The organism is Lysobacter brunescens (genome assembly GCF_042677005.1).
Classification (GTDB): domain Bacteria; phylum Pseudomonadota; class Gammaproteobacteria; order Xanthomonadales; family Xanthomonadaceae; genus Lysobacter_I; species Lysobacter_I brunescens.
Map to the genome: position 1 here is coordinate 2,190,812 of NZ_JBHTIF010000001.1, position 26,755 is coordinate 2,217,566.

The following is a 26,755-nucleotide window of genomic DNA, read 5'->3' on the forward strand; positions in this document are numbered from 1 at the left end:
GATCCGCTGCAACCTGCAGGGCAATTGGTTCGTGATGGTGCGCAGCGGGTCTTCGACCCGCTCTACAACAGGCGCGATGCCGTTGGGTCCATGGGCCGCAAGTCACGCATGACTTTCGGCCCGATGACCATCGACCTGCGCGGCGACCGTTGCGCCTCGGCTAGCATCCCTGCAAGGAGAGGGGCGCATGTCGCGCCCCCATGACCTCGGGGGCCCCATGCTGTCCATTCGCGAACTGAGCAAGACCTACGCCAACGGCGTGCGCGCGCTCGACAACGTCACGCTCGACATCCCGCGCGGGATGTTCGGTCTGCTCGGCCCGAACGGTGCCGGCAAATCCTCGCTGATGCGCACCCTCGCGACGCTGCAGGAAGCTGACAGCGGCACCGTCAGCTTCGAGGATGGCAAGGGTGGCAGCATCGACGTGCTCCGCGACAAGGATGCGGTGCGGCGCCAGCTCGGCTACCTGCCGCAGGATTTCGGCGTGTATCCCAAGGTCAGCGCGCTCGATCTTCTCGAACATTTCGCGGTCCTCAAGGGCCTGGTCGACAGGAAGCAGCGGCGCGAAGTCGTCGACGGCCTGCTGCAGCAGGTGAACCTGTGGGATGCGCGCAAACGCCATCTCGGCGGCTTCTCCGGTGGCATGCGCCAGCGTTTCGGCATCGCCCAGGCGCTGCTGGGCAATCCGCGCCTGGTGATCGTCGATGAGCCCACCGCCGGTCTCGATCCGGAGGAACGCAACCGCTTCCTCAACCTGCTTGCCGAGATCGGCGAGAACGTTGCGGTGATCCTGTCCACGCACATCGTCGAGGACGTGACCGACCTCTGCCCGAACATGGCGATCATGAACAAGGGCAAGGTGCTGCTGACCGGCAAGCCGGCCGATGCCATCGGCGCGCTGGACGGCCGCGTGTGGCGCAAGGTGGTCGCGAAGGACGCCCTGCCGCAGTACGAGAAGAACTTCACCCTGCTGTCGACCCGCCTGGTCGGCGGCGAGCCGGTGATCCACATCCACAGCGACTTCCCGCCGGGCGACGGCTTCGAGCGCGTGGCCCCGGACCTGGAAGACGTGTACTTCCAGCGCCTGCGCCAGCACGCCAAGGCCGCCTGAGGAGTCCGCCATGTTCGAATTCTTCCGCTTCGAGCTGCGCCAGCAGCTCCGCTCGCCGCTGCTGTGGCTCATGGGCGGGCTGTTCGCGCTGCTCGGCTTCTTCGGCCTGACCACCGATGCGGTGCAGATCGGCGGCGCCATCGGCAACGTGCACCGCAACGCGCCTGTGGTCATCGTCCAGTACCTCAGCATCTTCTCGCTGTTCGGCATGCTGTTCGTGGCGATGGCGGTCAATGGCGCGCTGCTGCGCGACCACGAGCAGGGCATGGCCGACCTGATCTTCGCCAGTCCGATCCGTCGCCGCGACTACGTCGCCGGGCGCATGTCGGCGGCGATCTTCGCCAGCCTGTGCGTATACGGCGTGATCGCGTTCGGCCTGTTCGTCGCGCAGTTCATGCCGTGGCTGGAGCCGCAGCGACTCGGCCCGGTCACTGCGGTGCCGCACCTGTGGGCGCTGGGCGTGATCGTGCTGCCGAACCTGATCTTCATGGCCGCGCTGCTGTCGCTGCTGGCGATCCTCACCCGCAGCGTGCTCTGGGTCTACGTCGGCGTGCTCGGTTTCATCATCCTCTACATCGTCAGCGGCGTGCTGATGCGCGACCTCGACAACGTCTGGGCGGCCGTGCTGGCCGAGCCGCTGGGCATCCGCGCCTTCAGCCGCACCATCCGCTACTGGGCCGCCGAGCAGCGCAACACCGACGTGCCGGCCATCGCGGGCTACATCCTCGCCAACCGCGCGCTGTGGCTGGGCATCGGCCTGGTGCTGATGGGCGCGTGCTTCGCGCTGTTCCGCACCGAGCGCACCGGCACCGGCCGCGGCCTGCGTCGCGCCAAGGCGCTGCCGGCCGCCGTGGCCGAGGCCGTGCCGACGCTGCGCGCCCTGAACCTGCCGCGCGTGACGCCGTCGTTCGGCACCGGCACCGCGATCGCGCAGTTCCTGCGCCAGCTGCGCTTCGACACCGTCGGCGTCTTCCGCGGCGTGCCGTTCATCGTGATGCTGCTGTTCGCCCTGGCGAACTTCATTCCCAGCGCGATCTTCGCCGAGACGCTCTACGAAACGCCGATCCACCCGGTCACCTCGCAGATGCTCGAAGCGCTGCAGGGCGCCTACAACTTCATGCTGATCATCATCGTGCTGTTCTACGCCGGCGAACTGGTCGGCAAGGAGCGCGCGGCGAAGATCCACGAAGTCACGGATGCCATGCCCGTGCCGAACTGGGTGCCGCTGTCGGCGAAGTTCTCCGCGCTGATCGCGGTCATCTTCAGCTTCCAGCTGCTGGGCTGCGTGGCCGCGATCGTGATCCAGTTGCTCAAGGGACATGCCCAGCTCGAACTGGCGGTCTACGCGCAGACCCTGCTGCTCGACAGCATCGGTTTCGTGCTGATGGCCGGTCTCGCGCTGTGCCTGCAGGTGTTCACCGGCAACAAGTACGCCGGTTACGGCCTGCTGATCCTGGTGCTGATCCTGCAGGCCGCGCTGGGTGCGCTGGATTTCACCCACAACCTGTACAGCTACGCCGGCTCGCCGGGCGCGCCGTACTCCGACATGAACGGTTACGGCCATTTCCTCGGGGCCAAGCTGTGGTTCCAGGGCTACTGGGGACTGTTCCTGCTGGTGCTGCTGCTGTTGTCGGCGGCGATGTGGGCGCGCGGCTCCGTCGGCGGCTTCGGCGAACGCCTGCGCGTGGCGCGTGCGCGTCTGCGTGGCCCGCTGGGCGCTGCGACCGCGCTGGCGGTGCTGGCCTTCGCTGCGACCGGCGGCTGGCTGTTCTGGAACACCAACGTCCGCAACGATTTCCTGTCGCCGGACGACACCCTCGATCTGCAGGCCCGCTACGAGCGCGAATACAAGCGCTACCAAGGGCTCGCGCAGCCGAAGATCGTGTCGGCCGACGTCGATATCGACCTGCGACCTGAAACCCAGACGATGACCGCCAAGGGCCGCTACGTCGTGCGCAACCCGCATGCCACGCCGATCGCCGAACTGCATGTCGCCATGCAGGATGACAAGACCCTGGCGTCGATCGACGTCGGTGACGCGGAACTCGTGAAGCACGACAAGGACATGGGCTACCGCATCTATCGCCTGAAGCAGCCCATCGCGCCGGGCGGCGAGCGCAGGATCGCGTTCGAGGTGCGCATGGCGCCGAACGGCATCACCAACGGCACCGCGCAGACGGCGATCGTCGAGAACGGTTCGTTCTTCAACAACCAGCTGTTCCCGTCGTTCGGCTACAACGACAACGCCGAGATCGCGGACCGCAACGAGCGCCGCAAGCGCGGACTCGGTGAGCCGCGTCGCATGCCCAAGCTGGAGGACGAGGCCGCGCGCGCGAACACGTACATCTCAGACGATGCCGACTGGATCGACTTCAGGACCACGATCTGCACCGCGCCCGACCAGATCGCGTTGTCGCCGGGTTACCTGCAGAAGGAGTTCACCCGCGATGGCCGTCGCTGCTTCAGCTATGCGATGGATCGTCCGATGCTGAACTTCTATTCCTACCTGTCCGCGCGCTGGCAGGTGAAGAAGGGCAAGTACAAGGACATCCCGATCGAGGTGTACTACGACGCCAAGCACCCGTTCAATGTCGATCGCATGGTCGAGGCGGTGCAGAAGTCGCTCGCCTACTACGAAGCCAATTTCACCCCCTACCAGCACCACCAGGTCCGGATCATCGAGTTCCCGGGGTACGCCTCTTTCGCCCAGGCCTTCGCCAACACCATTCCGTACTCCGAGTCGATCGGCTTCATCGCCGACATCCGCGACAAGGACTCGATCGACTACGTGTTCTACGTCACCGCGCACGAGATCGCGCATCAGTGGTGGGCGCACCAGGTGATCGGCGCGAACATGCAGGGCGCGACCGTGCTGTCGGAATCGCTGTCGCAGTATTCCGCGTTGATGGTGATGGAGAAGGAATACGGCCGGCAGAAGATGCGCCGTTTCCTCAAGAACGAACTGGATGGCTACCTGTCAGGCCGTGGCGGCGAGATCGTCGAGGAATTGCCGCTGTACCGCGTGGAGAACCAGCCGTACGTCCACTATCGCAAGGGGTCCGTGGTGTTCTACCGCCTTCGCGAGGAGATGGGCGAGGCGGCGCTGAACCGCGCGCTGAAGAAGTTCCTGCAGGACAAGGGCTACCAGCAGCCGCCGTACACCACTTCGAAGGAACTGCTCGACTACATCCGAGCCGAGGCCGGCGCGCAGCACGAGACGTTGATCGCCGACCTGTTCGAGAAGATCAGCTTCTACGACAACCGCGTCGAGGAAGCGACGGCGAAGAAGCGCGCGGACGGCAAGTACGATGTCGTACTCGACCTGCACGCCGCCAAGCGCTATGCCGACGGCAAGGGCAAGGAAACCGCCGGCAAGCTCGACGACTGGATCGAGGTCGGCGTGTTCGCGCGAGGCCCGTCGGGCAAGGAAGAGGACGAGAAGCCGCTCTACCTGCAGCGCCACCGTATCACCAGCGGCACGCCGAAGCTCACCGTGGTTGTCGACGCGGAACCCTACGAGGCCGGCTTCGACCCGTACAACAAGCTGATCGACCGAGTGTCGTCCGACAACCGCAAGCGGGTGACGCTGCAGTAGGCGTCTGCCCGATCAATCAAGACGGAATGACGGCGTTGCGCAGGGATCGCGCAGCGCCGTCATTGCATCCGGCGGTCGCTCAGCGTGGCTTCGCCGGCATCGGGAAGGGCGTCACGACCTTCTCGCCGCTGGCTGCGTCGCGGATCGCGGACTGGCCTTTCTTCTCGACTTCCTCGATGCGGACGATGCTCTGCATCGGCAGGTGCAGCACCTTGGTGCCGCCGAATTCGTCGCGCAGGCGTTCCTCGGTGGGATCGACGACCAGACCCTCGTGTACGTCGAAGACCAGATCGGCGACTTCGGTGAATCCCCAGAGGCTGCTGCTGCCCACGCGACCGGCGAAGACCTCGTAGATCTTGCCGTGGTTGAGGAAGGTGACCTTGTAGAGCGTCTTGTTCATGGCGGAATGATAGCCGGGGCGCGGCGGTGCGATCACCAGCCCGACTCACCAGTCCGGGTTACCAGTTCCGGGCGTGGCGCAGGCGGCGTTCGATCCCGGCCCGGGCCAGCACCGCGAACACCACGCCGAACAGGAAGCCGGCGATGTGCGCGCTCCATGCGACCGCGCCGAATGCCGGACCGATGTAGGCGAACACCACCTGCAGGATCGCCCAGACGCCGATCAGCAGCGAGGCCGGGGCGCGGATGAATTCCAGGAACAGACCCAGCGGCACCACTACGCCGAGCTTGGCGCGCGGGAACAGGGCGAGATAGGCGCCGATCACCGCCGCGACCGCGCCGCTGGCGCCGATCACCAGTCGCTCCGGCGTGCCGATCATCAGCACCGTCGCCAGGTTGGCCACGGCGCCGCCGATCAGGAACAGCAGCAGGAACCGCCACGGGCCCATCGCGCGTTCCGCCGGCAGACCGAAGATCAGCAGGAAGATCAGGTTGCCGAGGAGATGGGCCCAGTCCGCATGCAGGAAGATCGCGGTGAACAGGGTCTTCCAGCGCAGGCTCGACCACAGCGCCTGCCAGGTCTCGGGCAGGCCCGGGCCGCCGGTCAGTGCGCCCCAGTCTTCCAGCAGCATCCGCTGCGTCGTCGGCATCCGCGTGCTGATCCACAGGAACGCGCACCACAGGGTCGCGAAGACCAGCGGCGTGGCCCAGCGCAGGCCGGACTTGGTGCGTGACGGGAGCTGAACGAACATGCGGCGTCTGGAACGTGATGTCCGAGGTGAGACCGCAGGCAGGATAACGCTTGTTAGCGTTCGGTTAACATGGAATGTATAGTACATACGCCGTCGTACGTCGGGAGGGGGCTTCCGGCAGGAGCGGAACAGGGGAGATGGAACGCACCCTTGTCCGCGCGGCGCGACACACCACCTGTCCACGGAGACGTCAGTACCATGCAGACCTACCACCGCTTCATCCCCCTCACCGCGCTGGCCCTCGGCATCGCCGGCGCGCTGACCTTCGGCCAGGCCCATGCCTCGGGCTTCCAGCTGAAGGAAAACAGCGTCAAGGCCATGGGCCGCGCTTTCGCCGGTTCCGGCGTCGCCAAGGGCGATGCTTCTGTCGTCGTGAACAACCCGGCGACCATGACCCAGTTCGACGAGACCACCGCCCAGGTCGACCTGACTGTCATCGATCTCAACGCCGAATTCGAAGGCGGCGGCTACGCCGGCAATGGTCTGGGTCCGGCCGCTGCGCCGCTGACCGGCGGCCAGGGCGGCGACATCGGCGAGCCGACCCCGGTGCCGGCGATGTCCTTCATCCACAAGTTCGACAACGGCCTGACCTTCGGCGCCATGGTCAGCGCGCCGTTCGGCCTGAAGACCGAATACGACAAGAACTGGGTCGGCCGCTACTCGTCCACCAAGTCGGAAGTGAAGACGGTCGACGTGACCCTCTCCGCCGCCTACGAGATCGTGCCGGACCGTTTCTCGGTCGGCGTGGGCCTGATCTACGAGAAGGCCGAGGCCACGCTCGACAACAACATCGATTTCGGCACGATCATGCTCGGCGCCGGTCTGCCGGGCGCCCGTCCGCAGTCGGCCGACGGTTCGGTCAGTGTGCAGGGCGACGACCATGGCCTGGGCTGGATCCTCGGCCTGAACTGGCGTCCGACCGACAGCCTGGCCTTCGGTTTCACGCACCGTTCGGAAATCGACCATGAGCTTCGCGGTCGCGCCGACTTCACCCTGCCGGCCTCGTTCGCCGGTGCCCAGCCGGGCCTCGCTGCACTGGCCGCCAATCCGCTGGCGCCGCTGACGCCCGCCCAGCGCGCCCAGTTGACCGTGCTCGGCAACGGTTTCCGCGACACCGGCGCCACCGCGCCGCTGACTACGCCCAGCGTGACCACCGTGAGCATGTCGTGGCAGCTCAACGAGAAGCTGGCGCTGATGGCCGACTACTCGCAGACCGACTGGCACTCCGTCGAAGCCGTCACCATCTACTTCGACAACGCCTTCCAGCCGGCCTCCTCGGAAGACTTCAGCTGGACGGACACCGCGTTCTGGTCGATCGGTGCCGAATACCAGCTGTCGGACAAGTTCACGCTGCGCGGCGGCTATGCGTACGACGAAACCCCGACCACCTTCCATACCCGCACCACGCGCCTGCCCGACGAAGATCGTCGCTGGTTCTCGCTGGGCCTGACCTGGAACGTGAGCGACCACCTCGAAGTCAACGCGGCCTACACCCGCATCCAGCCGGACAAGCCGAAGATTGGCATCATCGACAGCCAGCGCCACGTGCTGTTCGGCGAGTACAGCAGCAACGTCAATCTGTTCGGCGTGTCCGGTCAGTACCGCTTCTGATCGAACGCTGTCGGCGATACGCGAAAAACCCCGCTTCGGCGGGGTTTTTCTTTGGGCGATGCCTGTTCTGGAAAGCATCGCGACTTGCGTCGCTCCCACAAGAGCCGGTGTGCTGTGGGAGCGGCGCAAGCCGCGACGCTCCGCAGGCATGCGCTCAGGCGTCGCCCAATTCGCGCAGGTAGAACGTGTTGCAGCCGCCGTGGCCGGTGTCGCCCATTGGGTGGTCGATGCGGCGGAATCCGCTGCGTTCGTACAGCCGCATCGCGGCGTCCATGCCGGTGAGCGTTTCGAGGTAGCAGCGCGCGAAACCGAATCCGCGCGCGGCGTCGAGGCATCGCGCCATCAGTGCGGCTCCCGCACCGAGGCCGCGCAGCGACGACAGGAAATACATCTTGCGCAGTTCGCAGGTGGCTTCGTCGCCACCGGCCAGCGGCGCCACGCCGCCGCCGCCTTCGACCACCCAGTGGCCGTCGCCGTGGTCGCGCTCGACGACGAAATAGGCAGAACGCGGTTCGGCATAGGCGCGATGCATCCAGTCGACTTCGGGGTCGCTGATCGCGAAGCCCGATCCGCAGGCGCCGAACTCGGGCATCACCGTGCGGATGATCGTGGCGATGGCCGCGTCGTCGCGGGCTTCGATGGGACGGATGCGGAGTGGGGCTGCTGTGGACATTGCGTTGGCAGGAGGCATGGGAGGATCAATGTGCAGCCGCTGCCGGTCGATAGCCTTCCTGCAGCAGGCGGCGCGCGAATTCGTCGGGCTTGAGGCCCGGGGCGAACAGGAAGCCCTGGCCGACGGGGACGCCGAGGCGCAGCAGGAACTGGCGCTGCGCTTCCGATTCCACGCCCTCGGCGACGAGACCCAGGCCAAGGCTGCTGGCGATGCCGCTGACCGCCTGGCACACGGCGACATCGGAGTGGTTGTGCGGCACGCCTTCGACGAAGAGCTGGCTGAGCTTGAGGCCGTGGATCGGCAGGCGGCGCAGGTAGTTCAGCGCGCTGTAGCCTTCGCCGAAGTCGTCGATGGTCAGCATCACGCCCATCTCGCGCAGCTCGGCGAAGTTGCGCAGGGTGTCGGGCGCGTCCTCGATCAGCACGCGCTCGGTGAACTCCAGCTCCAGCGCTTCGCCGGGCAGGCCGAACTCGCCGAGCAGTCGGCGCACGGTGTCGGCGAGGTCTTCGCCGACGAACTGGCGGTATGAGACGTTCACCGCGACACGCACGATGCCCAGGCCGGCATTGCGCCAGTCGGCCGCCTGGCGGCAGGCCTCGCGCAGCACCCAGCCGCCGATGCGCACGATGTCGCCGGTGGTCTCGGCGTGGCTGATGAAGCGGTCCGGGCGGAGTTCGCCGAGCAGGTGGTTCTGCCAGCGAATCAGCGCTTCGGCGGAGACGATGCGGCCGCTCTGCAGGTCGACCTGCGGCTGATAGACCAGGTGGAACTCGCCGTTGTCGGCGGCACGGCGCAGATGGGTTTCCATCCACAGGCGGTCGGCCTGGGTCTGCGCCAGTGCCGGCGTGAACGCCTGCCAGGCGTTGCGCGACCGGCGCTTGCTGTCGTACATCGCGGCGTCGGCGTTCTGGATCAGCGACTGCGGGCGCACGCCGTCGTCGGGCGAGCGGGCGATGCCGATGCTCGCGGTGATGGTGAATTCCTCGTTGTCGAAGCGGAAGCTCTCCGACAGGGCCTGCAGGATCGCGGCGGCGATGCGCTCCGGGCGTTCGGGCGCGTCGGCGTACTGGCAGGCGACGAGGAATTCGTCGCCGCCGAAACGCGCGATCAGGCCCTCGCCATCCACCGCGGTGGAGATGCGCTGCGCCGCAGAGGCGAGCAGTTCGTCGCCTGCAGCGTGGCCGAGCACGTCGTTGATCACCTTGAAGCGATCGAGGTCGATGTACAGCACCGCGACCTCGGTGTTCGCCGGGTCCTGCATGCGCCGATCCAGTTCGACCAGGATGGCGTCGCGGTTGAGCAGGCCGGTCAGCGGATCGGTGCGCGCCTGGACGCGCAGCGATTCCTCGGCGTGCTTGCGTTCGGTGATGTCCTGCAGCGTACCGACGATGCGCGACACGCCGGGGTCGGCGGTGTCGGCTTCGCCGATCATGCGCACCCAGCAGGGCTGCTGGTCGTCGCGCATGTACTGCAGTTCCAGGTCGAAGCTGCCGCCTGATTCGATCAGGCGGTCGATCGCGGTGCGCAGCCGCGCGCGGTCGGAGGCGGGCGCGCCGGCGATCAGCGCGTCGACCGATTGCGGCGAGGGCTCGCGGCCGAGGATGCGCTGCGCTTCATGGGTGAGGTACAGGCGCTGCCGGCCGCGATCCCATTCCCAGCCGCCGATGTGCGCCAGGCCCTGGGCGCGATCGAACAGCACGTTGTCGCGCTTGAGCGTGGTGACATCGCTGAACATCGCGAACACGTACTCGGGCGTGACGCCATCGGTCTCGAACACCGGCACGTTGGTCACCGAGATCCACGACATCCGCTGGTCGGGGATGTAATACAGGCCGATCACGGTGTTGCTGATCACCTGGCCGTAGTCCAGCGCCTGCGTGGTCGGCCAGTCGCGGAACGACAGCGGCCGTCCGCGCGCATCGACCACCTTCCAGTCGCCGGGGCGCAGGAGGTTCTGCACGCTCTGCCCGGGTTCTGCGCCGATGGCGCGGTAGGCGGCGGGGTTGGCCGAGATCACGTGCATCTCGCGATCGAACAGGATCACGCCGACATCGATCGATTCCAGCAGCAGGCGATAGCGGGACTCGGCCTGCCAGCGCTGGCTGAGGTCGCGCGCCACTGCGACCATGCGCTTGTCGCCCCGGTATTCGAAACCGGCGGTGTGCACTTCGACGGGAAAGCGGCTGCCGTCGGCGCGCATGTTGGTGACTTCGACGACGTAGGTCTCGCCGCGGTTCAACGCTGCCCATACCGGGCCGAGGTGGTCCTTGGGCAGGTCGGGGTTGAGCACCTCGATCGGCTTGCCGACGATCTCCTCGCGTGGCCGGCGATACGCAGCCACGCCGGCGGTGTTGAGGTCGAGCACGGTGCCGTCCCAGGCAATGATGCTGACCGGATCGGGCACGGCATCGAGCAGTGCGCGATAGCGCTGGCGCTCGGATTCGGTTTCCTCCAGCGTCGCGAGGAGGGCGTCGCGCGCCTGGCCGAGCAGGGTGCGCGTCGCCTCCGGCAGGGCCGCGTCGTCGCTGGCCCGTTCCAGCGCGTCCAGCGTCCGCAGGAGGTCGGCGGCGGGGGATTGCGCGGGGTCGGGCCAGCGTTCTGTCATGGTGCGGCGGTCCTTGCCAATGTGAATTTGCTGCCACTGGGCCGGCCCAGCCGTTCGGCCAGCCAGCGCCCGGTGGCGCTGAGTGCGTCGAGGTCGATGTCGGTGTCCATGCCCATGCCGTGCAGCATATACACGACATCCTCGCTTGCGACATTCCCGCTCGCGCCTTTCGCGTACGGGCAGCCGCCGGTGCCGGACACGGCGGCATCGACCACCCGCACGCCTTCGTCCAGGCAGGCGTGGATATTGGCCAGCGCCTGGCCGTAGGTGTCGTGGAAATGGATGGCCAGCGCCGCCATCGGCACTTCGGTCGCGACCGCGCGCAGCATGGCCGCAGCCTTCGCCGGGGTGCCGACACCGATCGTGTCGCCCAGCGACACCTCGTAGCAGCCCATGGCGTGCAGCGCCTTCGCCACCCGCACCACCTCGGCCACCGGCACCTCGCCCTGGTAGGGGCAGCCGAGCACGGTCGAGACGTAGCCGCGCACCGCGACACCGTCGGCCTTCGCGCGCTCGATGACCGGCGCGAAACGCTGCAGCGATTCCTCGATCGAGGCGTTGATGTTCTTCCGGTTGAACGCTTCCGAGGCGGCGGTGAACACCGCGATCTCGTCTACGCCCACGGCGCGCGCGCGCTCGTAGCCCTGTTCGTTCGGTACCAGCACCGGATAGCGCACGCCGGGTCGCTTCGCGATGCCGGTGTAGACCTCGGTCGCGTCGGCCAGCTGCGGCACCCATTTCGGGCTGACGAAGCTGGTGGCCTCGATGCTGCGCAGGCCGGTGGCGGACAGCCGATCGATCAGCGCGATCTTGTCGGCCGCCGGCACGAGGGTCTTTTCGTTCTGCAGGCCGTCGCGCGGCCCGACTTCGACGATGCGGACGAAGTCGGTCGGTTGCGTGGCCGTCATGCCTCGCTCCCCAGCAGCACCAGGGCCGCATCGGCTTCGACGAAATCTCCGGCAGTGACGCGAACTTCCTTCACCACGCCCGCGCAGGGCGCCTTCAGCGACAGCTCCATCTTCATCGCTTCCATCACCAGCAGTTCCTGGCCCTGTTCGACCGTGTCGCCGACCTGCGTCTTGATCAGCACGATGCGGCCGGGCATCGGCGCCAGGGCGCGGTCGCCTGCGGCGCTGCCCTGTTCGCTGGCCGGCTGGTAGGCGGGCACGCGGACGAAACGCCAGCGACGCTCGCCGTCGTGCACGTCGACCGGCTGCACGCTGCCGGATCCGGAGCGCTGCACGGCGTCGGCATGCGCGTCGACAAGGACCCGGTGGCTGGCGCCGTCGAAGCGCGCGTCGAGGTGGGTGTCGGTCAGGCGCGCGCCGCGCACCTCGCAGGCGCCGTCGGCCTCTTCCAGGCGATAGTCGCCGCCGCTGCCCTGGGCAAGGATCGTGTGCCGCTGCTGGCCATCGTCCAGCACCAGTCGGCGCTGGCCGGCATGGCCGAGTCGCCAGCCGTCGGCGCTGGCCCAGGGCGAGCTGGGGTCGCTGCTCGCGGCGGCGCGCGCGCGGGTGCGCGCTTCCTCCTGCAGCAGGGCGACCGTGGCCGCCGCCGCGCGCGCCAGGCGCACCTGCGCTGGGTCGGCCGGCTTGGGCATGAAGTCTTCGAGGTCGCGGTCGAGCGTGCCGGTGTCGATGGTCGCGTCGACGACCGTGGCATGGCGGCACAGGCGTTCGAGGAAGGCGACGTTCGACTTCGGGCCGTCGATCGTGCACTGCGCCAGCGCATCGCGCAGGCGGGCGAGGGCGCGCGGGCGATCCTCGTCCCAGACGATCAGCTTGGCGATCATCGGGTCGTAGAAGATGGTGACGGTGTCGCCTTCGATCACGCCGCCGTCGATGCGCGTGTGCGCGTCGGGTGCGGGCAGGTGCAGGCGGGTGAGCTTGCCCGAGCCCGGCAGGAAGCCGGCTTCCGGATCTTCGGCGTACAGGCGCACTTCGATGGCATGGCCGCGCTGCGCGATCTCGTGCTGCGCCTTCGGCAGGCGCTCGCCGAAGGCGACGCGCAGCTGCCATTCGACGAGGTCGAGGCCGGTGACGTACTCGGTGACCGGATGCTCCACCTGCAGGCGGGTGTTGATCTCCATGAAGTAGAAGCCACCGTCCTGGCCGACGATGAACTCCACCGTGCCCGCGTTCTGGTAGTCGATCGCGTGGCCGGCCTGCACCGCCGCCGCGCCCATCGCCTCGCGCAGGTCCTGGGTGAGGAAGGCCGACGGCGATTCCTCCAGCACTTTCTGGTAGCGGCGCTGCGCAGAGCATTCGCGTTCGTTGAGGTGGATCACGTTGCCGTAGCCATCGCCGAAGATCTGGATCTCGATGTGGCGCGGTTTTTCGACGTAGCGCTCCAGCAGCACGCGATCGCGGCCGAAGGCATTGCGCGCCTCGCGCTGGCAGCTTTCGAGGTTCGGCAGGAATTCTTCGCTGCTGCGCACGATGCGCATGCCCTTGCCGCCGCCGCCGTGCGCGGCCTTGATCATCAGCGGATAGCCGATCGCATCGGCCTCGCGCTGCAGCAGCGCCGGCGACTGGTCCTCGCCGGTGTAGCCCGGCACCACCGGCACGCCGGCCGCCTGCATCAGCTGCTTGGCGCCGGCCTTGCTGCCCATCTTGCGCATCGACGCGGCTTTCGGACCGATGAAGACGATGCCCGCCGCTTCCACCGCATCGGCGAAGTCCGCGTTCTCGCTGAGGAAACCGTAGCCCGGATGGATCGCCTGCGCGCCGCTCTGCTTCGCGACATCGAGGATCACGTCGCCGAGCAGGTAGCTCTCCTGCGGACGCGCGCCGCCGATGCGGTACGCCTCGTCGGCCTGGCGCACGTGCTGTGCGTCGGAATCGGCATCGGAGTACACCGCGACCGTGCGGATGCCGAGCTTGCGGCAGGTGCGAATGACGCGGCAGGCGATTTCGCCGCGGTTGGCGATGAGGATTTTATTGAACATGGTCTGCCACGGATTGGCGCGGATCAACGCGAGTGGAAAGGACATTCGAAGTGTGTGAGCGCCTGTGCATCTCGTGTGCACAGCCCATGAAGCCTGGCGATGGAACGACATGCAGGCTTGTCATGTCGTGTCCACTGGAGGCGTGCGCCACGGCAGAGGGATTCATCCGCGTGAATCCGTGGCCGAATCATTGCAGTCGTCGCCCTCGCCATCCCAGTAATCCAGCCCGTCGCCGGGGCGGCCGATGTGGCGGAAGTCGCCGGACTGGAAACCGGTGCTGGCGAGGAACTTGCCGGAGTCGGGGTATTCGCAGATCTCGGGGTATTCCATCGTGCTCACTGCGAGCACGCGCAGCGGGATGTCGCCGGTGTTGACCAGCTGGTGCGCGGTTTCGGGGCCGCCGGGCTGGCAGGCGATCACGTCGCCTGCGCGCACCGGATGCAGCGCATCACCAAGGCGCAGCTCGCCCGTGCCTTCGATGACGAAAAACATCTCCTCGTTGGCGCGGTGGCTGTGCTTCGGGAACGCGGCCTTGCCCGGGGCGATCACGGTCAGGTTGTAGCCGAGCTTGCGTGCGCCGATGCGCGGCGAGATCGGGCCGATGCTGCCGCCGAAGCGGCCTTCCGGCATCGTCGTGCCGCGCTGGCGCGCGCGTTCGGCCAGATCGATCAGCTCGACGTCGTCGAGGTTGAGGATGGGCGCGGTCATCGCGGCAGGACCTTCGTTGCTCATGCGATCCAGCCCGGCTTGCGCTTGTCGAGGAAGGCGCCGAGCCCTTCCTGGCCCTCGGCCGAGACGCGGAGGCGGGCGATCAGGTCGGCGTTGTCGTGGTCGAGGCGGTTGCGGTCGTGCTCGGCGGCGACCCGGCGCACCAGCGCCTTGGCTTCGCGGGAGGCGACCGGTCCGGCCTTCAGCAGCAGGTCGACTTGGCGCTTCACTGCCGCGTCGAGTTCTTCGGCAGGCACCACGGCGTGCAGCAGGCCGATGCGCAGGGCTTCGGCGGCGTCGAAGATCTCGGCGGTGGCGAACCAGCGCCGCGCCTGGCGGGCGCCGATCGCTTCGATGACGTAGGGCGAGATCACCGCAGGCAGCAGGCCGAGCTTGCTCTCGGTCAGGCCGAACTTCGCCTCGGGCGCGCCGATGGCGATGTCGCAGCAGGCCACCAGGCCGACGCCGCCACCAAAGGCCGCGCCGTGGACGCGGGCGATGGTCGGGCGCGGCAGCTCGTCGAGGGTGCGCATCAGGCGGGCGAGGGCGAGGGCGTCGGTGCGGTTCTCGGCCTCGCTGGCGCCGGCCATGCCGCGCATCCAGTTGAGGTCGGCGCCGGCGGAGAAGCTCGGTCCGGCGCCTTCCAGCACCACCACGCGCACCGCCGGGTCGTCGCCGATCGCGACGAGGGCGGAGGTCAGGGTCTCGATCAGGTCGGCGTCGAACGCGTTGTGCAGGTCGGGACGGTGCAGCTGGAGATGGACCACGGGTCCATGGCGGTGGTGCTGCAGCGAATCGGTCATGCCCGGGGTCCCTGATCCTGTCGACAGGCGTGAATGATATCCGGTCGCCCCGGCCATTCGATTCCGTACGACCCCGCAGCGGACCGGTCCGTTGCGGCGGAAATTGACCTGGATCGGTCCGGCGCCGCCGGAGCTGGTATAGAATTGAGAACTATTCCCATTTGGCAAGCGCACTGGACCCGGGCGTGAAGTTGACCGATCTGCCGCATCGCACTGCCGCTTTCGTCGACGAGGTGCTCGACCTCTCGGCCAACGACGCCATCGCCCGCCGCCTGCGCGAGCTGGGCTTCATCGCCGGCGAGCGGGTGGAGATCGTCGCCGCCGGGCCGTTCGGCGCCGAGCCCCTGCTGGTCCAGGTCGGGTTCACCCGCTTCGCCCTGCGCCGCGTCGAAGCCGGCCGGGTGCGCCTGCGCATGGAGCCCGTCGCATGACCGAGACCGCCGCCAAACCGCTGCGCCTTGCGCTGGTCGGCAATCCGAACTGCGGCAAGACCGCGCTGTTCAACCTGCTGACCGGCAGCCGGCAGAAGGTCGCGAACTACGCTGGCGTGACCGTCGAGCGCAAGGAAGGTCGCCTGCAGACCCCGGCCGGCCGCCGCCTGACCCTGCTCGACCTGCCCGGTGCCTACAGTTTCCAGGCGGCGAGCCTGGACGAAGCCGTGACCCGCGACATCTGCCGCGGCTTCTATCCCGGCGAACCCGCCCCGGACCTGCTGGTCTGCGTGGTCGACGCCACCAACCTGCGCCTGCACCTGCGCTTCGCGCTGGAAGTGCGCGAACTCGGCAAGCCGATGGTGCTGGCCGTGAACATGATGGACGCCGCGAAGCGTCGCGGCATCGAGATCGACCTCGATGCGCTGCAGCGCGAGCTCGGCGTGCCGGTGGTCGAAACCGTGGCCGTGCGCCGCGACGGTGGCCGCGCGTTGATGACCCAGCTCGATGCGATGGCCGAACGCCTGCATCCGCCCGAGCGGCGTATGCCCGACCATGCCGACGCGTCGGCGCGCATCGAGGACGCACTGCACGCCGAAACCCGGCGCCTGCTCGCACTCGCCGTGCGCATGCCCGAGCGCACCGCGCGCGTCGACGATGCCCTCGACCGCTGGCTGCTGCATCCGGTCGCCGGCTTGCTCGTGTTGATCGTGGTGATGTTCCTGATCTTCCAGGCGGTCTTTTCCTGGGCGACGCCGCTGGCGGACGCGATCGAGGCCGGCACCGGCTGGTTCGTCGGCGTCGTCGGCAACGCCATGCCCGAGGGGCCGCTGAAGAGTCTCGTCACCGAGGGCATCATCGCCGGCCTCGGCGGCATCGTCGTGTTCCTGCCGCAGATCCTCATCCTGTTCGCCTTCATCCTCGCCCTCGAAGAATCCGGTTATCTGCCGCGCGCGGCCTTCCTGCTCGACCGGCTGATGTTCAAGGCCGGCCTGTCCGGGCGCAGCTTCATCCCGCTGCTGTCCTCGTTCGCCTGCGCGGTGCCGGGCATCATGGCCACGCGCAGCATCCAGGACCCGCGCGACCGCATCGCGACGATCCTGGTCGCACCGCTGATGACCTGTTCGGCGCGCCTGCCGGTGTATGCGCTGCTGATCGCCGCCTTCATCCCGAACCGCGAGGTCGGCGGCCTGTTCAACCTGCAGGGCCTGGTGCTGTTCGGCCTGTACGTCGCGGCGATCCTCAGCGCGCTGCTGGTGGCGACGGTGATGAAGCGCTGGCGACGCTGGAAAGCCTCGGGCGAGGGCGGCGAGCATGCGCTGCTGCTGGAGCTGCCGTCGTACCGCGTGCCGCATCCGCGCGACCTGCTGATCGGCCTGTGGGAACGCGCGGTGATCTTCCTCAAGCGTGTCGGCGGCATCATCCTCGCACTCACCATTCTGCTGTGGTTCCTGCTGACGTTCCCCGCGCCGCCTGCCGGCGCCCTGGGTCCGGCCATCGACTACAGCTTCGCCGGCCGCATCGGCCATGCCATGACCGCCGTGTTCGCGCCGCTGGGCTTCAACTGGCAGATCTGCATCGCGCTGATCCCGGGCCTGGCCGCGCGCGAGGTCGCGGTGTCGTCGCTGGCCACGGTCTATGCGCTGTCCGCCGCCGATGATGCCGCCGCCGCCGACGCGCTGACGCCGCTGCTCGCCCAGGACTGGTCGCTGGCCACCGCGCTGTCGCTGCTGGTCTGGTACATCTACGCGCCGATGTGCATCTCCACGCTGGCCACGATCAAGCGCGAGACCAACTCGTGGAAGCAGATGGGTTTCGCCACGTTCTACCTGTTCGCGCTGGCCTACCTCGCCTCGCTGCTGACCTACCAGGTCGCGGTCGCACTCGGCGCCGGATGACATGGACGCCTCGTTGTCGCTGACCCTGCAATACGCGGTCATCGCGATCGCGGTGCTGGTCAGCGCCTGGGTGGTGTTCCGCAAGCAGGCACCGAACGCCGCACGACGCCTGCGCATCGCCATCGCGCTGCCGCTGGTGCGTGAAGCGCGACCCGCGTGGATGCGCGCGCTGGGCAAGTGGATCGCGCCGCCGTCGAAGGCGGCGGATGGGTGTGGTGGATGTTCCGGCTGCGATGACGGCAGCAACAAGCGGTCGCCCTAGGCGATCTTGCTTTGAGCGCGCTACGCTTCAATCCGCAGCGCGTCGACGCGCGGGCACGATGCGAAGCAGTCGCCTGGCGGCGCGGAAGGCCGCCGATGTCGTATGGATCGTCGCCAGCAGCAGGTACAACCACGCCTTCTGCCAGCGCCGTTCGATCACGAAGACGTGCATGTGCAGGTTAGAGCCTGTTTGTGCTCTCTCCATGCCTCTCGTTGTGTCGCAGCGGCCTGCTGGCCGTCGGGCGTCGCGCCGCGCTTGACTGGTGGTCAAGTCAAGCGGCGCACGGCGGCCAGCAGGCCGCTGCGGCACAACCCGAAGGGCCGCTCCTGCCGGAACGCGGTGCGGCGTCATCGTTCGGTCGTGGATCGACATCCACTCCCTCTCTCTTCCTTGCTCCGAGTTCCGGCAGGAGCGGCGAGAGGCATGGAGAGAGCACAAACAGGCTCTTGTCGCTTGCGCACGAAGCCGCCGCTGTGGATCGCGACGAAGGAGTGCGGGTTGCCGGTGATGCTGCGCGACAGGGCATGGGTTTCGCCCATGAAGAAATCCATCACCGTGTAATCGATGGACGGATGTTCGCCGGACGGGTCGTGGCAGAGCACGAAACAGTGCCGGCAGAACGGCATGCGGTACGAGACGAGCCTGCAGTCGCGCTCGGCGTAGCCGGGCGGGGTGTCGATCCTGCGGTCGCGGACGAGCGGGTTCATGCGCCGATGGCAGCATTCCCGCAGTCGCGGGTCAAGCGATGCCGCGTCCGGGTCAGTGCTTCCGCGCCTTCGCGCCCTTGGCTTCGAACACTTCCACCGACAGGCTGACGGTACGTTCGTCGCCGGCATGCAGCGCGCCGACGCCGACCACCTGGCGCGCGATCTCGTGACCGCGCTCGTCGCGGATCGCGATCACCACCGAGTACTCCCAGGGCTCGCCGTCGGCGGGATGGCGGATCGTGCCTTCCACCTGCAGGGGCACCTGCAGCGGCGTCGCCGCATTGCTGTCGCCGTCGAAGCGCAGGTAGTGCTTGCACGCGGGACAGATCGCCGCGCTTTCGAGGATGGTCGCCTTGCAGTGCGGGCACGCGCGGGTGGCGCCCGCGGTGCCCGGTCGCGTGCTCATTCGGCGGGCGGCTCGACCTTGGCAGCGGCCTTGGGTGCCGCGCTTTCCCAGCCGCAATCGATGTGGCCGCGGATCTTGCAGCCGGCGGCGACGGTGAGCGTGCCGGCCTTGATGTCGCCGATCAGCGCGGCGCTCTCCATCAGTTCGACGCGTGCGGCGGATTCGATGTTGCCTTCGAGTTCGCCGGACATCACGACCTTCTTGGCGCGGATCACGCCCTTGAGCTTGGCGCCGCGTTCCAGCGTGAGGTCGCCCTGCACGTTGACGTCGCCCTTGAAGCGACCGGCGATGCGCACGTTGCCGGCGCCTTCGATCTTGCCCTCGATGGTGAGGTCGGCGGCGATGACGGACTCCTTCGCGGCGGGCGCGGCATCGGTGCGCGGGAACGTCGCCGGCGAGAAATCGGTGTTGGCCTGCGGAGGCGGGGCGGGACGCGCGGGTTCGGGCGTCGGGGCCGGTGGCGGGTCTTTCTTGCTCGGGCTGGACTGGAAGATGGCCATGAGGGTCTCCGGGTCATCGGGGGGCATGCGGGAAGATCGTGCACCTTAGCGTCGCCTCATGACGACCGGTGTGATCCGCGCAGCAGAACGGGCAGGGCCATCCTACGCCTTTGCCGCCTTGTGCGGGCAGGGTTCAGTCGGCCTGTGCATCGCGTCTCTGGCGCCACAGGTCCTTCGCCCAGATGAACAGGGCGAGCCCCGCGATGGCAGCGAACATGCCTGCATCGTTCATCCAGCCCGCTTCGCCGCCGATCGTGCGCACGATGACGAACAGCACGAACACGCGCCAGTAACCGAGGTGGCGGCCCAGCGGCGGGCCGCTGCGCTCGCGGTGCCGCGCCCATGCGGCCAGCGCCGCCACCATCAGGAGCATGCCGCCCGCAGCGCCGAGCCAACCATCGGGTCGTGTCCACACGATCGCCAGTGCGACTGCCAGCAGTACCGGAATCGTGAAGCGTCGCAGCATCGGCCGGGGTTCGTCCGGGTCCTCCTCGCGCGCCTGCCATGCGGAGAAGAGGCCGTAGCCGGTCCACAGACTCCAGGCCGCAGCCATCGCCAGCGCCGAGAGGAGCGCGACGCCCGCCAGCGGAATCGCGCCGAGGGACTCGGCACCGATCGATGGATCACCCTGTCCGATCAGCACGGCCAGGCCGAAGTACAGCAGCGTGGCCAGGGCCGCATAGACCGCCACGCGCGTGCCCACGACCGCCAGGCGTTCCCGCGTCAGCCGCGATCGGTCCGAGGCCGCATCCCAGAACGCGACCTGCGCCGGATCGATCGGCGGCGGCAGGTCGTCCAGACGTCCGAGCGCGAGCCTGTACAGGAAACGACGTACCGCCGTCGGATACATCGGCATCAGTGCCGAGAGCAGGCTGCGCGGCCAGTCGAAGGGTCGCGACAGGTCGTGCAGGATGCGCCGCACCTGTCGCACCGCCGAGGTCACGCTGGTGCCCTCGTCGGCGGTGCGTTCGGCGAGCGCGCGCAGTTGCGTGGTCTTCAATTCCCAGGCGACCTGCAGCCGGTGGCGAAGTCGCTGGATGTAGTACGCGTCGTAGCCGGTACGCAGATCGACCAGGCCGAAATAGTCCATCAGCAGGTCGAAGCGCGACGGCGCCATCGGCGGCTGCCGATGGTGCATGGCATGCAGCAGCCAGTGGCCGATCTGCGCCTTGTGCGCCAGCGACCACAGGATCGGCTGGGCATCGAGCCAGCGGCGCAGCTCGCCCTCCGCGCCATCCAGCGCGAGGCGGAAACAGGTGTCGAAGAACATGTCGTGGTCGAAGACGACCGCGTCCTCCGACGCTGTTTCAAGCCTGTCGTCTTCGACGGCCTGCGCCGCCGTCTGCGTCCCAGGCGATACCGTCTCCTCGTGCGCAGCGGCGTGCGGTGGCATGCGGACAGGGGCGTCGGGCATGAACGACTCGTGCGTTTCGCCACGATCGTCGTCGCCGCCCTCCCACTGAGCGTCCTCGTCGTCCCACGCGTCCTCGTTGTCGTGCGGCCCCGAGCGCGCCCATGCCAGCGCTGCCTGGTAGGCCTCGTGCAGGCGCTGGAAGCCTTCCGGATCCTCGTCCGGGCGCGTGGTCTTCAGCTTCGCCGCATACGCGCGCTTGATCGCGCGCTCGTCGGCGTCGTCGGGGAGGTCGAGCAGGCGGAGGGACCAAGTCATCGTGGCGGTCGGGATTTCATTCGTACGAAGGTCCAGAGCCCAAGCGCGACCAATGCTGCCGGCAACGCGATCCAGATTGGCTCCGACATGAAGAACGGGAAGATCACCATTGTGGCGATCAGCAGAAGCAGAGCCCGGTGAGGGCTCAGCCATGGGCTGGCCGACGCGCTGCGTTGACGGAAATGTCCGTAGTATCTGGCAGTCGCCAGCCAGCAGCCCAGCATGCCGCTCACAAAGGTGATCGGCCACAACATGTCGACCAGGAGCGATGCCAGACAGATGATGGCAAGCATGGGCGCCAGAGCGAGGTGGATGCGCCTCAACGCAGGGCTGGATGGTTCAGCGCCACCTTGCCAATGGAGCAGACGACGGAACCCCGCCTGCAGTGCCCATGCGGACATCAGAATGGCCCAAGGCCAGGCAATCGACGACAGTGCCAAGGACAAGGTCATTCCGGTCTGGCCTGCATCGAGCATCCGGATCGTCGCAAGCAGGGGGGATGCGGGCAATGCGAGCATGAGGCAGCGGAAGAGTGCGATCTGGACGTGTTGCGATGTCCAGTGATCGCCTTCTGTCGCTGCAAGCCAGTAGGCGATCTGATCGCGCCTGATCCTGTCCGGAAGGTTTTCCCATCCGCCGAAAGGGTTGTTCAACAACATTTCACGTACGGACGAGACGCGGCCGATGTTGAGGCTCGTCCAGAGATTCTTCCATGTTGATGCCGGGCGTGTCAGATAGCCGTGCAAGCGGAGGAGGCGATGCATGTACGCAGCTTTCTCCCGCTCTTCGTCGATCTTCGGCTGTTGCTGCTGTCGTTGCTGTCGCTGCTCTGCAAGCCAGGCAAACGAATGCGCCGGCGAGGGGCCCGGTCTGCGGGTATGTTTTCGCGAGCGACGTTCCGCCTGCAGCTCGCGCCACGCTTCGACCAGCCGCGCACGCAGCCGCTGCAGCGCCAGCGGGTCGTAGCCCGCGTGCAGGTCGTTGTAGCCGAAGAACTCCGCCAGGATGTCGAAATTGCGCTCGGTCATCGGCGGCAGCCGCGCATCCATCAGCCGCAGCAGCCAGTGCCCGATCATCGCCTTGTGCTCCAGCGACCACAGCACCGGCTGCGCGCGCAGCCAGTCTTCCAGCACGCGCGGATCGCCATCGCCCGCTGCGCCCAAGCACGCGTCGAGGAACTGGTCCAGCGTGATCGCCTCGCCCTGTGGCTCGCCATCGTCGACAGCCTCGGCCTCGGCCGCCTGCGGCTCGGCCGCTGTGCTGCCGTCGTGATCGACATCCTCAGGCTGCGCGTTCGTTGTGGTTGCCTCCACCGCTGGCGCTTCTGCCGGCGCTTGCGGTTCGGAATCCGTATCGCTTTCCTGCGCGGCGAACGCTTCCTGCGCCAGCCGGTGCCGGAGCATGGCCAGTGCCGTCTGGTACGCCTCGTTCAGCTGCTGGAAGCCTTCCGGATCCTCGTCCGGACGCGTCGTGCGCAGCTTCGCGGCATACGCGCGCTTGATCGCGCGTTCGTCGGCGTCGAGGTCGATGCCGAGGTGCTCGTGCGCCCAGCTCACCGTCGATCAGCCCTGGGCTTCCAGCATGTCCAGAGCCTCGCTGAACTTCTCGCGATTGCGCGCGATCAGGTCGCTGTCCTGCGTGTCCAGCAGCGAGCGGAAATGCATGATCCATTCCTGCAGGCGCTCGCGCTCGTGGATGTACTCCTCGTACAGGCGTTCGGCGCGCGCGAGCACGGCGATGTTCTCCTGCTGGTCGCGCGGATGGACCTTCAGCGTTTCCAGCGCGGCGAGGCGCGCGCGGATCTCCTCGGGCGACAGCAGGCCCGGATTCTGCTCCAGCAGCAGCTCGTGGCGGCGCTTGGTCGCATTCTCGGTGACTTCGACCTGCAGCAGGCCGTTGATGTCGTAGGTGAAGCGCACGGTCACGCCGTTGTCGTCGGTGCTGCGGCGCTTGTCGAGCTGCACGGCGATTTCGCCGAGCTTGATGTTGTTGGCGACCAGCGGGTTCTCTCCCTGGTAGATGTCGATCGTCAGCTTTTCCTGCTTCTCGTGCATCGGATAGAACTGGTCCTCGCGGCTCACCGGCACCGTGCTGTTGCGCAGGATGATCGGATGGAAGAAGCCGCTGTGGACCTGGCCGTTGTCGTCGCGACGCGCGATCTGAGTGCCCAGCGTGAACGGGCACACATCGGTGAGGATGATCTCCTCCAGCTTCGCGTTGCGCGACTTGAGTCCCGAAGCCACGCAGGCGCCGAGGCCGATGGCCTGGTCCGGATTGACGTGTCGCAGCGGCAGCCGGCCGAACATGCGCGAGACCAGGCGCGCGACCAGCGGCATGCGGCTGGCGCCGCCGACCAGCACGATTTCGTCCAGCTGCGACGGCTGCAGCTTGGCGTCGCGCATCGCGCGCTCGATCGGCGTGCGCATGCGCTGCACCAGCGGTTCGCAGATGTGGGCGAAGCGGTCTTCGTCGATGCCCCAGGTGTAGTCGCGGCCATCGATGCTCATCTGCAGCGGTGTAGGCGTCCGCGCGCTGAGCTCGCGCTTGTGCTGCTCCAGGCGACGGCGCAGCTGGCCGAGTTCCTGGGTCTTCAGCGCCTGCTGGCGCAGGTCGTTGTCGCGACAGAAGGCATCGACCATCATGTCGAGGAAGTCCTCGCCGCCGAGGAAGTTGTCGCCGGCGCTGGCGTGGACTTCGAACACGCTGTCGAAGCATTCGAGGATCGACACGTCGAAGGTGCCGCCGCCGAGATCGAAGACCAGGAAGCGGCCTTCGCCGCCGCGATCCTGCAGGCCATAGGCCAGCGCCGCGGCGGTGGGTTCGTTGATCAGGCGCTCGATCTTGACGCCGGCCAGTTCGCCCGCAGCACGCGTGGCCTTGCGCTGCGCATCGGAGAAATAGGCCGGCACGCTGATCACCGCTTCGGTGATCTTCTCGCCGAGTGCGGCCTCGGCATCGGCGAGCAGCGAGCGCAGCACCAGCGCGGAGAGTTCCTCCGGCCGGAAGGCGCGCCCGCCGAGGCGGGTCTCGCGCGCCGTGCCCATCCAGCGCTTGAACGCCGCGACGGTGTGCTCCGGGTGCGAAATCAGCCGGTCGCGCGCGGCCAGGCCGACGAGGACCTTGTCGCCGTCGACGCTGACCACCGATGGCGTCAGCAGTTCGCCCAGTGCATTCGGGAAGAGGGTGGGGCCGTCGGCGCCGTACGCGCCGATGAGGGAATGGGTGGTGCCGAGGTCGATGCCGACGATCATGTTGCTTTTTGAGTCAGGGATTTTGGTCGAAAATCTTGTTCTGGATTGATTGGCTGGAAGAAGCAATGACACTGTAAGCCATGTAATGTTCAGCCAGCCGCATCGATTGCTCTGTTGGGCTTGGTGCAAACATAGACGTTGGATTTTTGAACGAGGAGATCAAACAAAGAAAATCAATAGTCGATATGCATCGATAGAAATCCAAAGGGTCGCCATAGTCTTCATCTCCAAGTACTCCATGAAAGATCGAATTTCGGGCTATTCCGTTGCTTTCGTTTCGTGCTTCTGAATTTACGAACATTATTTTTCTGGCGAACTCTTCAAAAGATTTTAATGCTGAATGATATTCGCCAATTATTCCGATATTTTTTTCATTTATCTGTTTTACGACATCTTCTAATAATATCTCGAATAGTTGGCCGCTGAATTTCTTTTTGAGTCCTCTGTTCTTGCCGATAGCGAGCGTGATCCCTTCTATGCACGAAAGAATTCCGCAGATCGAGACGCGGTGCATTTGAGCGAAGTGCGCCTGTATTGATTCGTGTATAACCCGTCTAAATCTAAAAATTTCTGGGACTTCGGTGTATCTATGCAGGAGCATCGCCGCCAAATGGTCAGGCGAGTAGAGTTGAAGGAAAATGCTTTCCAAGTCTAACTCTTCAATGTTTTTTGCCGATTCAATTTTTTCCGCTGTTTCCCGGTAGAAAGACATTTGTGCATAAGCGGGAATGAACCAGCCGATTTTGAAAAACGCTTGACGGCAGCGCTCCAGGTTCGGTTTCTGTGGTTCTGCGTTGAGTTTCATTGTGAGCCAGATTATTACATCCGGAACACGCCGAACTTCGCCGGCTCGATCGGCGCGTTGAGCGACGCGGAGATGCCCAAGCCCAGCACGCGCCGCGTGTCGGCCGGGTCGATCACGCCGTCGTCCCACAGTCGCGCGGTGGCGTAGTAGGGATTGCCCTGGGTTTCGTACTGGTCACGGATCGGCGCCTTGAACGTTTCTTCTTCATCAGGCGTCCACACCTTGCCGGCGGCTTCGATGCCGTCGCGGCGCACGGTCGCCAGCACGCTCGCGGCCTGTTCGCCGCCCATCACGCTGATGCGCGCATTCGGCCACATCCACAGGAAGCGCGCGCCGTAGGCCCGGCCGCACATCGCGTAGTTGCCGGCGCCGAAGCTGCCGCCAATGACCACGGTGAACTTCGGCACGCTGGAGCAGGCGACGGCGGTGACCATCTTCGCGCCGTCCTTCGCGATGCCGGCGTTCTCGTATTTCTTGCCGACCATGAAGCCGGTGATGTTCTGCAGGAAGACCAGCGGGATGCCGCGCTGGTTGCACAGCTCGATGAAGTGCGCGCCCTTGAGCGCGCTCTCGGCGAACAGGATGCCGTTGTTGGCGACGATGCCCACCGGGTAGCCATGCAGGTGCGCGAATCCGGTCACCAGCGTCCTGGCGTAGCGCGCCTTGAATTCGTCGAAATCCGAGCCGTCGACGATGCGCGCGATCACTTCGCGGATGTCGAACGGGCGGCGCGTGTCCTTCGGCACGATCCCGTACAGCTCTTCGGCCGGATAGGCCGGCTCGATCGAAGGACGCACCGCGACCGGCAGCACCTTGCGGCGATTGAGATTGCCGACCAGGTTGCGCGCGATCTGCAGCGCATGGCGGTCGTCCTCGGCGAAATGGTCGGCGACGCCCGACACGGTGGTGTGCACTTCCGCGCCGCCGAGCGATTCGGCATCGACCACTTCGCCGGTCGCCGCCTTCACCAGCGGCGGGCCGCCGAGGAAGATCGTGCCCTGTTCCTTGACGATGATGCTTTCGTCGCTCATCGCCGGCACGTACGCGCCGCCGGCGGTGCAACTGCCCATGACCACGGCGATCTGCGGGATGCCTTCGCCGCTCATGCGCGCCTGGTTGTAGAAGATGCGGCCGAAATGCTCCTTGTCCGGGAACACCTCGTCCTGCAGCGGCAGGAAGGCGCCGCCGGAATCGACCAGATAGATGCAAGGCAGTTTGTTTTGCTGGGCGATCTGCTGCGCGCGCAGGTGCTTCTTCACCGTCATCGGGAAGTAGGTGCCGCCCTTCACCGTGGCGTCGTTGGCCACGATCATGACTTCGAGCCCCATCACCCGGCCGATGCCGCAGACCATGCCGGCGGCGGGTGCCGCATCGTCGTACATGCCTTCGGCGGCCAGCGGTGCGACTTCGAGGAAGGGCGAGCCCGGATCGAGCAGGGCGGTGATGCGATCGCGCGCGAGCAGCTTGCCGCGTTCTGTGTGCTTGGCGCGGGCCTTGTCTCCGCCGCCTTCCGCTGCGCGCGCCAGGCGCGCATCCAGCTCGGCCACCAGTTCGCGGTGGTAGGACACGGTGTCGCGGAATTCCTGGGACTGCGGGTCGAGGCGGGAGCTCAGGACGGGCAT

The 26,755-nt window shown here is 66.8% G+C and carries 23 protein-coding genes; 6 read left to right on the forward strand and 17 right to left on the reverse strand.

What is annotated here, in order from left to right; all coding sequences use genetic code 11:
- Positions 1-217: 217 nt before the first annotated feature.
- Positions 218-1,111 carry an ABC transporter ATP-binding protein gene (locus ACFQ0E_RS09630; RefSeq protein WP_386824098.1) on the forward strand — a complete coding sequence of 298 codons (894 nt, stop codon included), beginning with the start codon at positions 218-220 and terminating at the stop codon, positions 1,109-1,111.
- 10 nt (positions 1,112-1,121) lie between these two features.
- Positions 1,122-4,706, forward strand: coding sequence for a M1 family aminopeptidase (locus ACFQ0E_RS09635; RefSeq protein ID WP_386823434.1), 3,585 nt, complete (start codon positions 1,122-1,124; stop codon positions 4,704-4,706).
- Between the two features lie 79 nt (positions 4,707-4,785).
- Here ACFQ0E_RS09635 and ACFQ0E_RS09640 read toward each other — a convergent pair whose 3' ends face one another.
- Both ACFQ0E_RS09640 and ACFQ0E_RS09645 read right to left on the reverse strand, forming a co-directional pair.
- Complete coding sequence (locus ACFQ0E_RS09640) at positions 4,786-5,106, reverse strand: DUF1820 family protein (protein WP_386823435.1); 321 nt, start codon at positions 5,104-5,106, stop codon at positions 4,786-4,788.
- 58 nt (positions 5,107-5,164) lie between these two features.
- Positions 5,165-5,857 carry a rhomboid family intramembrane serine protease gene (locus ACFQ0E_RS09645; RefSeq protein WP_386823436.1) on the reverse strand — a complete coding sequence of 231 codons (693 nt, stop codon included), beginning with the start codon at positions 5,855-5,857 and terminating at the stop codon, positions 5,165-5,167.
- Between the two features lie 198 nt (positions 5,858-6,055).
- On the opposite strand from ACFQ0E_RS09645, the gene ACFQ0E_RS09650 reads away from it, so the two are divergent.
- Positions 6,056-7,468: an OmpP1/FadL family transporter gene (locus ACFQ0E_RS09650; RefSeq protein ID WP_386823437.1), complete on the forward strand. Its 1,413-nt coding sequence runs from the start codon at positions 6,056-6,058 to the stop codon at positions 7,466-7,468.
- 154 nt (positions 7,469-7,622) lie between these two features.
- On the opposite strand, the gene ACFQ0E_RS09655 is transcribed toward ACFQ0E_RS09650, so the two are convergent.
- From ACFQ0E_RS09655 to ACFQ0E_RS09680, 6 genes are all read right to left on the reverse strand, one after another.
- Positions 7,623-8,141, reverse strand: a complete 519-nt coding sequence (locus ACFQ0E_RS09655; protein ID WP_386823438.1) for a GNAT family N-acetyltransferase — start codon at positions 8,139-8,141, stop codon at positions 7,623-7,625.
- A 25-nt stretch (positions 8,142-8,166) separates the two neighbouring features.
- Positions 8,167-10,746, reverse strand: coding sequence for a sensor domain-containing protein (locus tag ACFQ0E_RS09660; RefSeq protein WP_386823439.1), 2,580 nt, complete (start codon positions 10,744-10,746; stop codon positions 8,167-8,169).
- Complete coding sequence (locus tag ACFQ0E_RS09665) at positions 10,743-11,654, reverse strand: hydroxymethylglutaryl-CoA lyase (RefSeq protein ID WP_386823440.1); 912 nt, start codon at positions 11,652-11,654, stop codon at positions 10,743-10,745. The genes ACFQ0E_RS09660 and ACFQ0E_RS09665 overlap by 4 nt, the downstream gene beginning before the upstream one ends.
- Positions 11,651-13,693 carry an acetyl/propionyl/methylcrotonyl-CoA carboxylase subunit alpha gene (locus tag ACFQ0E_RS09670; protein ID WP_386824100.1) on the reverse strand — a complete coding sequence of 681 codons (2,043 nt, stop codon included), beginning with the start codon at positions 13,691-13,693 and terminating at the stop codon, positions 11,651-11,653. The genes ACFQ0E_RS09665 and ACFQ0E_RS09670 overlap by 4 nt, the downstream gene beginning before the upstream one ends.
- Positions 13,694-13,855: 162 nt before the next feature.
- Complete coding sequence (locus ACFQ0E_RS09675; protein ID WP_386823441.1) at positions 13,856-14,425, reverse strand: cupin domain-containing protein; 570 nt, start codon at positions 14,423-14,425, stop codon at positions 13,856-13,858.
- On the reverse strand, positions 14,422-15,204 hold the full coding sequence (locus ACFQ0E_RS09680; RefSeq protein WP_386823442.1) for an enoyl-CoA hydratase/isomerase family protein: 783 nt from the start codon (positions 15,202-15,204) through the stop codon (positions 14,422-14,424). Before ACFQ0E_RS09680 ends, ACFQ0E_RS09675 begins: the two co-directional genes overlap by 4 nt.
- Positions 15,205-15,389: 185 nt before the next feature.
- Here ACFQ0E_RS09680 and ACFQ0E_RS09685 point away from each other — a divergent pair, with 185 nt between their 5' ends.
- Genes ACFQ0E_RS09685 through ACFQ0E_RS09695 form a run of 3 tightly spaced genes read left to right on the forward strand, consistent with a single transcriptional unit; the run spans position 15,390 to position 17,795 of the window.
- Positions 15,390-15,635, forward strand: coding sequence for a FeoA family protein (locus ACFQ0E_RS09685; RefSeq protein WP_386823443.1), 246 nt, complete (start codon positions 15,390-15,392; stop codon positions 15,633-15,635).
- Positions 15,632-17,533, forward strand: coding sequence for a ferrous iron transport protein B (gene feoB / locus ACFQ0E_RS09690; RefSeq protein WP_386823444.1), 1,902 nt, complete (start codon positions 15,632-15,634; stop codon positions 17,531-17,533). The genes ACFQ0E_RS09685 and feoB overlap by 4 nt, the downstream gene beginning before the upstream one ends.
- Position 17,534: 1 nt before the next feature.
- A complete protein-coding gene (locus ACFQ0E_RS09695) occupies positions 17,535-17,795 on the forward strand; it encodes a DUF6587 family protein (RefSeq protein WP_386823445.1) in 261 nt (86 codons plus the stop codon).
- Positions 17,796-17,822: 27 nt separating this feature from the next.
- On the opposite strand, the gene ACFQ0E_RS09700 is transcribed toward ACFQ0E_RS09695, so the two are convergent.
- The 9 genes from ACFQ0E_RS09700 to ACFQ0E_RS09740 all read right to left on the reverse strand — a co-directional run bounded on the left by ACFQ0E_RS09700 (position 17,823) and on the right by ACFQ0E_RS09740 (position 26,755).
- A complete protein-coding gene (locus ACFQ0E_RS09700) occupies positions 17,823-17,966 on the reverse strand; it encodes a hypothetical protein (protein WP_386823446.1) in 144 nt (47 codons plus the stop codon).
- A gap of 176 nt (positions 17,967-18,142) precedes the next feature.
- Positions 18,143-18,502, reverse strand: coding sequence for a hypothetical protein (locus ACFQ0E_RS09705; RefSeq protein ID WP_386823447.1), 360 nt, complete (start codon positions 18,500-18,502; stop codon positions 18,143-18,145).
- A gap of 52 nt (positions 18,503-18,554) precedes the next feature.
- The gene (locus ACFQ0E_RS09710) at positions 18,555-18,908 is read right to left on the reverse strand and encodes a hypothetical protein (protein WP_386823448.1); all 354 of its coding nucleotides are present in this window, start codon (positions 18,906-18,908) and stop codon (positions 18,555-18,557) included.
- On the reverse strand, positions 18,905-19,408 hold the full coding sequence (locus tag ACFQ0E_RS09715; RefSeq protein WP_386823449.1) for a bactofilin family protein: 504 nt from the start codon (positions 19,406-19,408) through the stop codon (positions 18,905-18,907). The genes ACFQ0E_RS09710 and ACFQ0E_RS09715 overlap by 4 nt, the downstream gene beginning before the upstream one ends.
- A gap of 133 nt (positions 19,409-19,541) precedes the next feature.
- The gene (locus tag ACFQ0E_RS09720) at positions 19,542-21,077 is read right to left on the reverse strand and encodes a hypothetical protein (RefSeq protein ID WP_386823450.1); all 1,536 of its coding nucleotides are present in this window, start codon (positions 21,075-21,077) and stop codon (positions 19,542-19,544) included.
- On the reverse strand, positions 21,074-22,633 hold the full coding sequence (locus ACFQ0E_RS09725; RefSeq protein WP_386823451.1) for a hypothetical protein: 1,560 nt from the start codon (positions 22,631-22,633) through the stop codon (positions 21,074-21,076). The genes ACFQ0E_RS09720 and ACFQ0E_RS09725 overlap by 4 nt, the downstream gene beginning before the upstream one ends.
- A gap of 6 nt (positions 22,634-22,639) precedes the next feature.
- Positions 22,640-24,328 carry an Hsp70 family protein gene (locus ACFQ0E_RS09730; protein WP_386823452.1) on the reverse strand — a complete coding sequence of 563 codons (1,689 nt, stop codon included), beginning with the start codon at positions 24,326-24,328 and terminating at the stop codon, positions 22,640-22,642.
- 13 nt (positions 24,329-24,341) lie between these two features.
- Positions 24,342-25,133, reverse strand: coding sequence for a hypothetical protein (locus ACFQ0E_RS09735; RefSeq protein ID WP_386823453.1), 792 nt, complete (start codon positions 25,131-25,133; stop codon positions 24,342-24,344).
- A 14-nt stretch (positions 25,134-25,147) separates the two neighbouring features.
- Positions 25,148-26,755 (reverse strand): carboxyl transferase domain-containing protein, encoded by a 1,608-nt coding sequence (locus ACFQ0E_RS09740; protein ID WP_386823454.1) that lies wholly within the window; start codon positions 26,753-26,755, stop codon positions 25,148-25,150.

Excerpts from the sequence above, each read along its gene's own strand:
- ACFQ0E_RS09630 (WP_386824098.1), top strand. The coding sequence starts at position 218 with ATGCTGTCCATTCGCGAACTGAGCAAGACCTACGCCAACGGCGTGCGC.
- ACFQ0E_RS09635 (WP_386823434.1), top strand. The coding sequence starts at position 1,122 with ATGTTCGAATTCTTCCGCTTCGAGCTGCGCCAGCAGCTCCGCTCGCCG.
- ACFQ0E_RS09640 (WP_386823435.1), bottom strand. The coding sequence starts at position 5,106 with ATGAACAAGACGCTCTACAAGGTCACCTTCCTCAACCACGGCAAGATC.
- ACFQ0E_RS09645 (WP_386823436.1), bottom strand. The coding sequence starts at position 5,857 with ATGTTCGTTCAGCTCCCGTCACGCACCAAGTCCGGCCTGCGCTGGGCC.
- ACFQ0E_RS09650 (WP_386823437.1), top strand. The coding sequence starts at position 6,056 with ATGCAGACCTACCACCGCTTCATCCCCCTCACCGCGCTGGCCCTCGGC.
- ACFQ0E_RS09655 (WP_386823438.1), bottom strand. The coding sequence starts at position 8,141 with ATGTCCACAGCAGCCCCACTCCGCATCCGTCCCATCGAAGCCCGCGAC.
- ACFQ0E_RS09660 (WP_386823439.1), bottom strand. The coding sequence starts at position 10,746 with ATGACAGAACGCTGGCCCGACCCCGCGCAATCCCCCGCCGCCGACCTC.
- ACFQ0E_RS09665 (WP_386823440.1), bottom strand. The coding sequence starts at position 11,654 with ATGACGGCCACGCAACCGACCGACTTCGTCCGCATCGTCGAAGTCGGG.
- ACFQ0E_RS09670 (WP_386824100.1), bottom strand. The coding sequence starts at position 13,693 with ATGTTCAATAAAATCCTCATCGCCAACCGCGGCGAAATCGCCTGCCGC.
- ACFQ0E_RS09675 (WP_386823441.1), bottom strand. The coding sequence starts at position 14,425 with ATGAGCAACGAAGGTCCTGCCGCGATGACCGCGCCCATCCTCAACCTC.
- ACFQ0E_RS09680 (WP_386823442.1), bottom strand. The coding sequence starts at position 15,204 with ATGACCGATTCGCTGCAGCACCACCGCCATGGACCCGTGGTCCATCTC.
- feoB (WP_386823444.1), top strand. The coding sequence starts at position 15,632 with ATGACCGAGACCGCCGCCAAACCGCTGCGCCTTGCGCTGGTCGGCAAT.
- ACFQ0E_RS09695 (WP_386823445.1), top strand. The coding sequence starts at position 17,535 with ATGGACGCCTCGTTGTCGCTGACCCTGCAATACGCGGTCATCGCGATC.
- ACFQ0E_RS09700 (WP_386823446.1), bottom strand. The coding sequence starts at position 17,966 with ATGCACGTCTTCGTGATCGAACGGCGCTGGCAGAAGGCGTGGTTGTAC.
- ACFQ0E_RS09705 (WP_386823447.1), bottom strand. The coding sequence starts at position 18,502 with ATGAACCCGCTCGTCCGCGACCGCAGGATCGACACCCCGCCCGGCTAC.
- ACFQ0E_RS09710 (WP_386823448.1), bottom strand. The coding sequence starts at position 18,908 with ATGAGCACGCGACCGGGCACCGCGGGCGCCACCCGCGCGTGCCCGCAC.
- ACFQ0E_RS09715 (WP_386823449.1), bottom strand. The coding sequence starts at position 19,408 with ATGGCCATCTTCCAGTCCAGCCCGAGCAAGAAAGACCCGCCACCGGCC.
- ACFQ0E_RS09720 (WP_386823450.1), bottom strand. The coding sequence starts at position 21,077 with ATGACTTGGTCCCTCCGCCTGCTCGACCTCCCCGACGACGCCGACGAG.
- ACFQ0E_RS09730 (WP_386823452.1), bottom strand. The coding sequence starts at position 24,328 with ATGATCGTCGGCATCGACCTCGGCACCACCCATTCCCTCATCGGCGCG.
- ACFQ0E_RS09735 (WP_386823453.1), bottom strand. The coding sequence starts at position 25,133 with ATGAAACTCAACGCAGAACCACAGAAACCGAACCTGGAGCGCTGCCGT.
- ACFQ0E_RS09740 (WP_386823454.1), bottom strand. The coding sequence starts at position 26,755 with ATGCCCGTCCTGAGCTCCCGCCTCGACCCGCAGTCCCAGGAATTCCGC.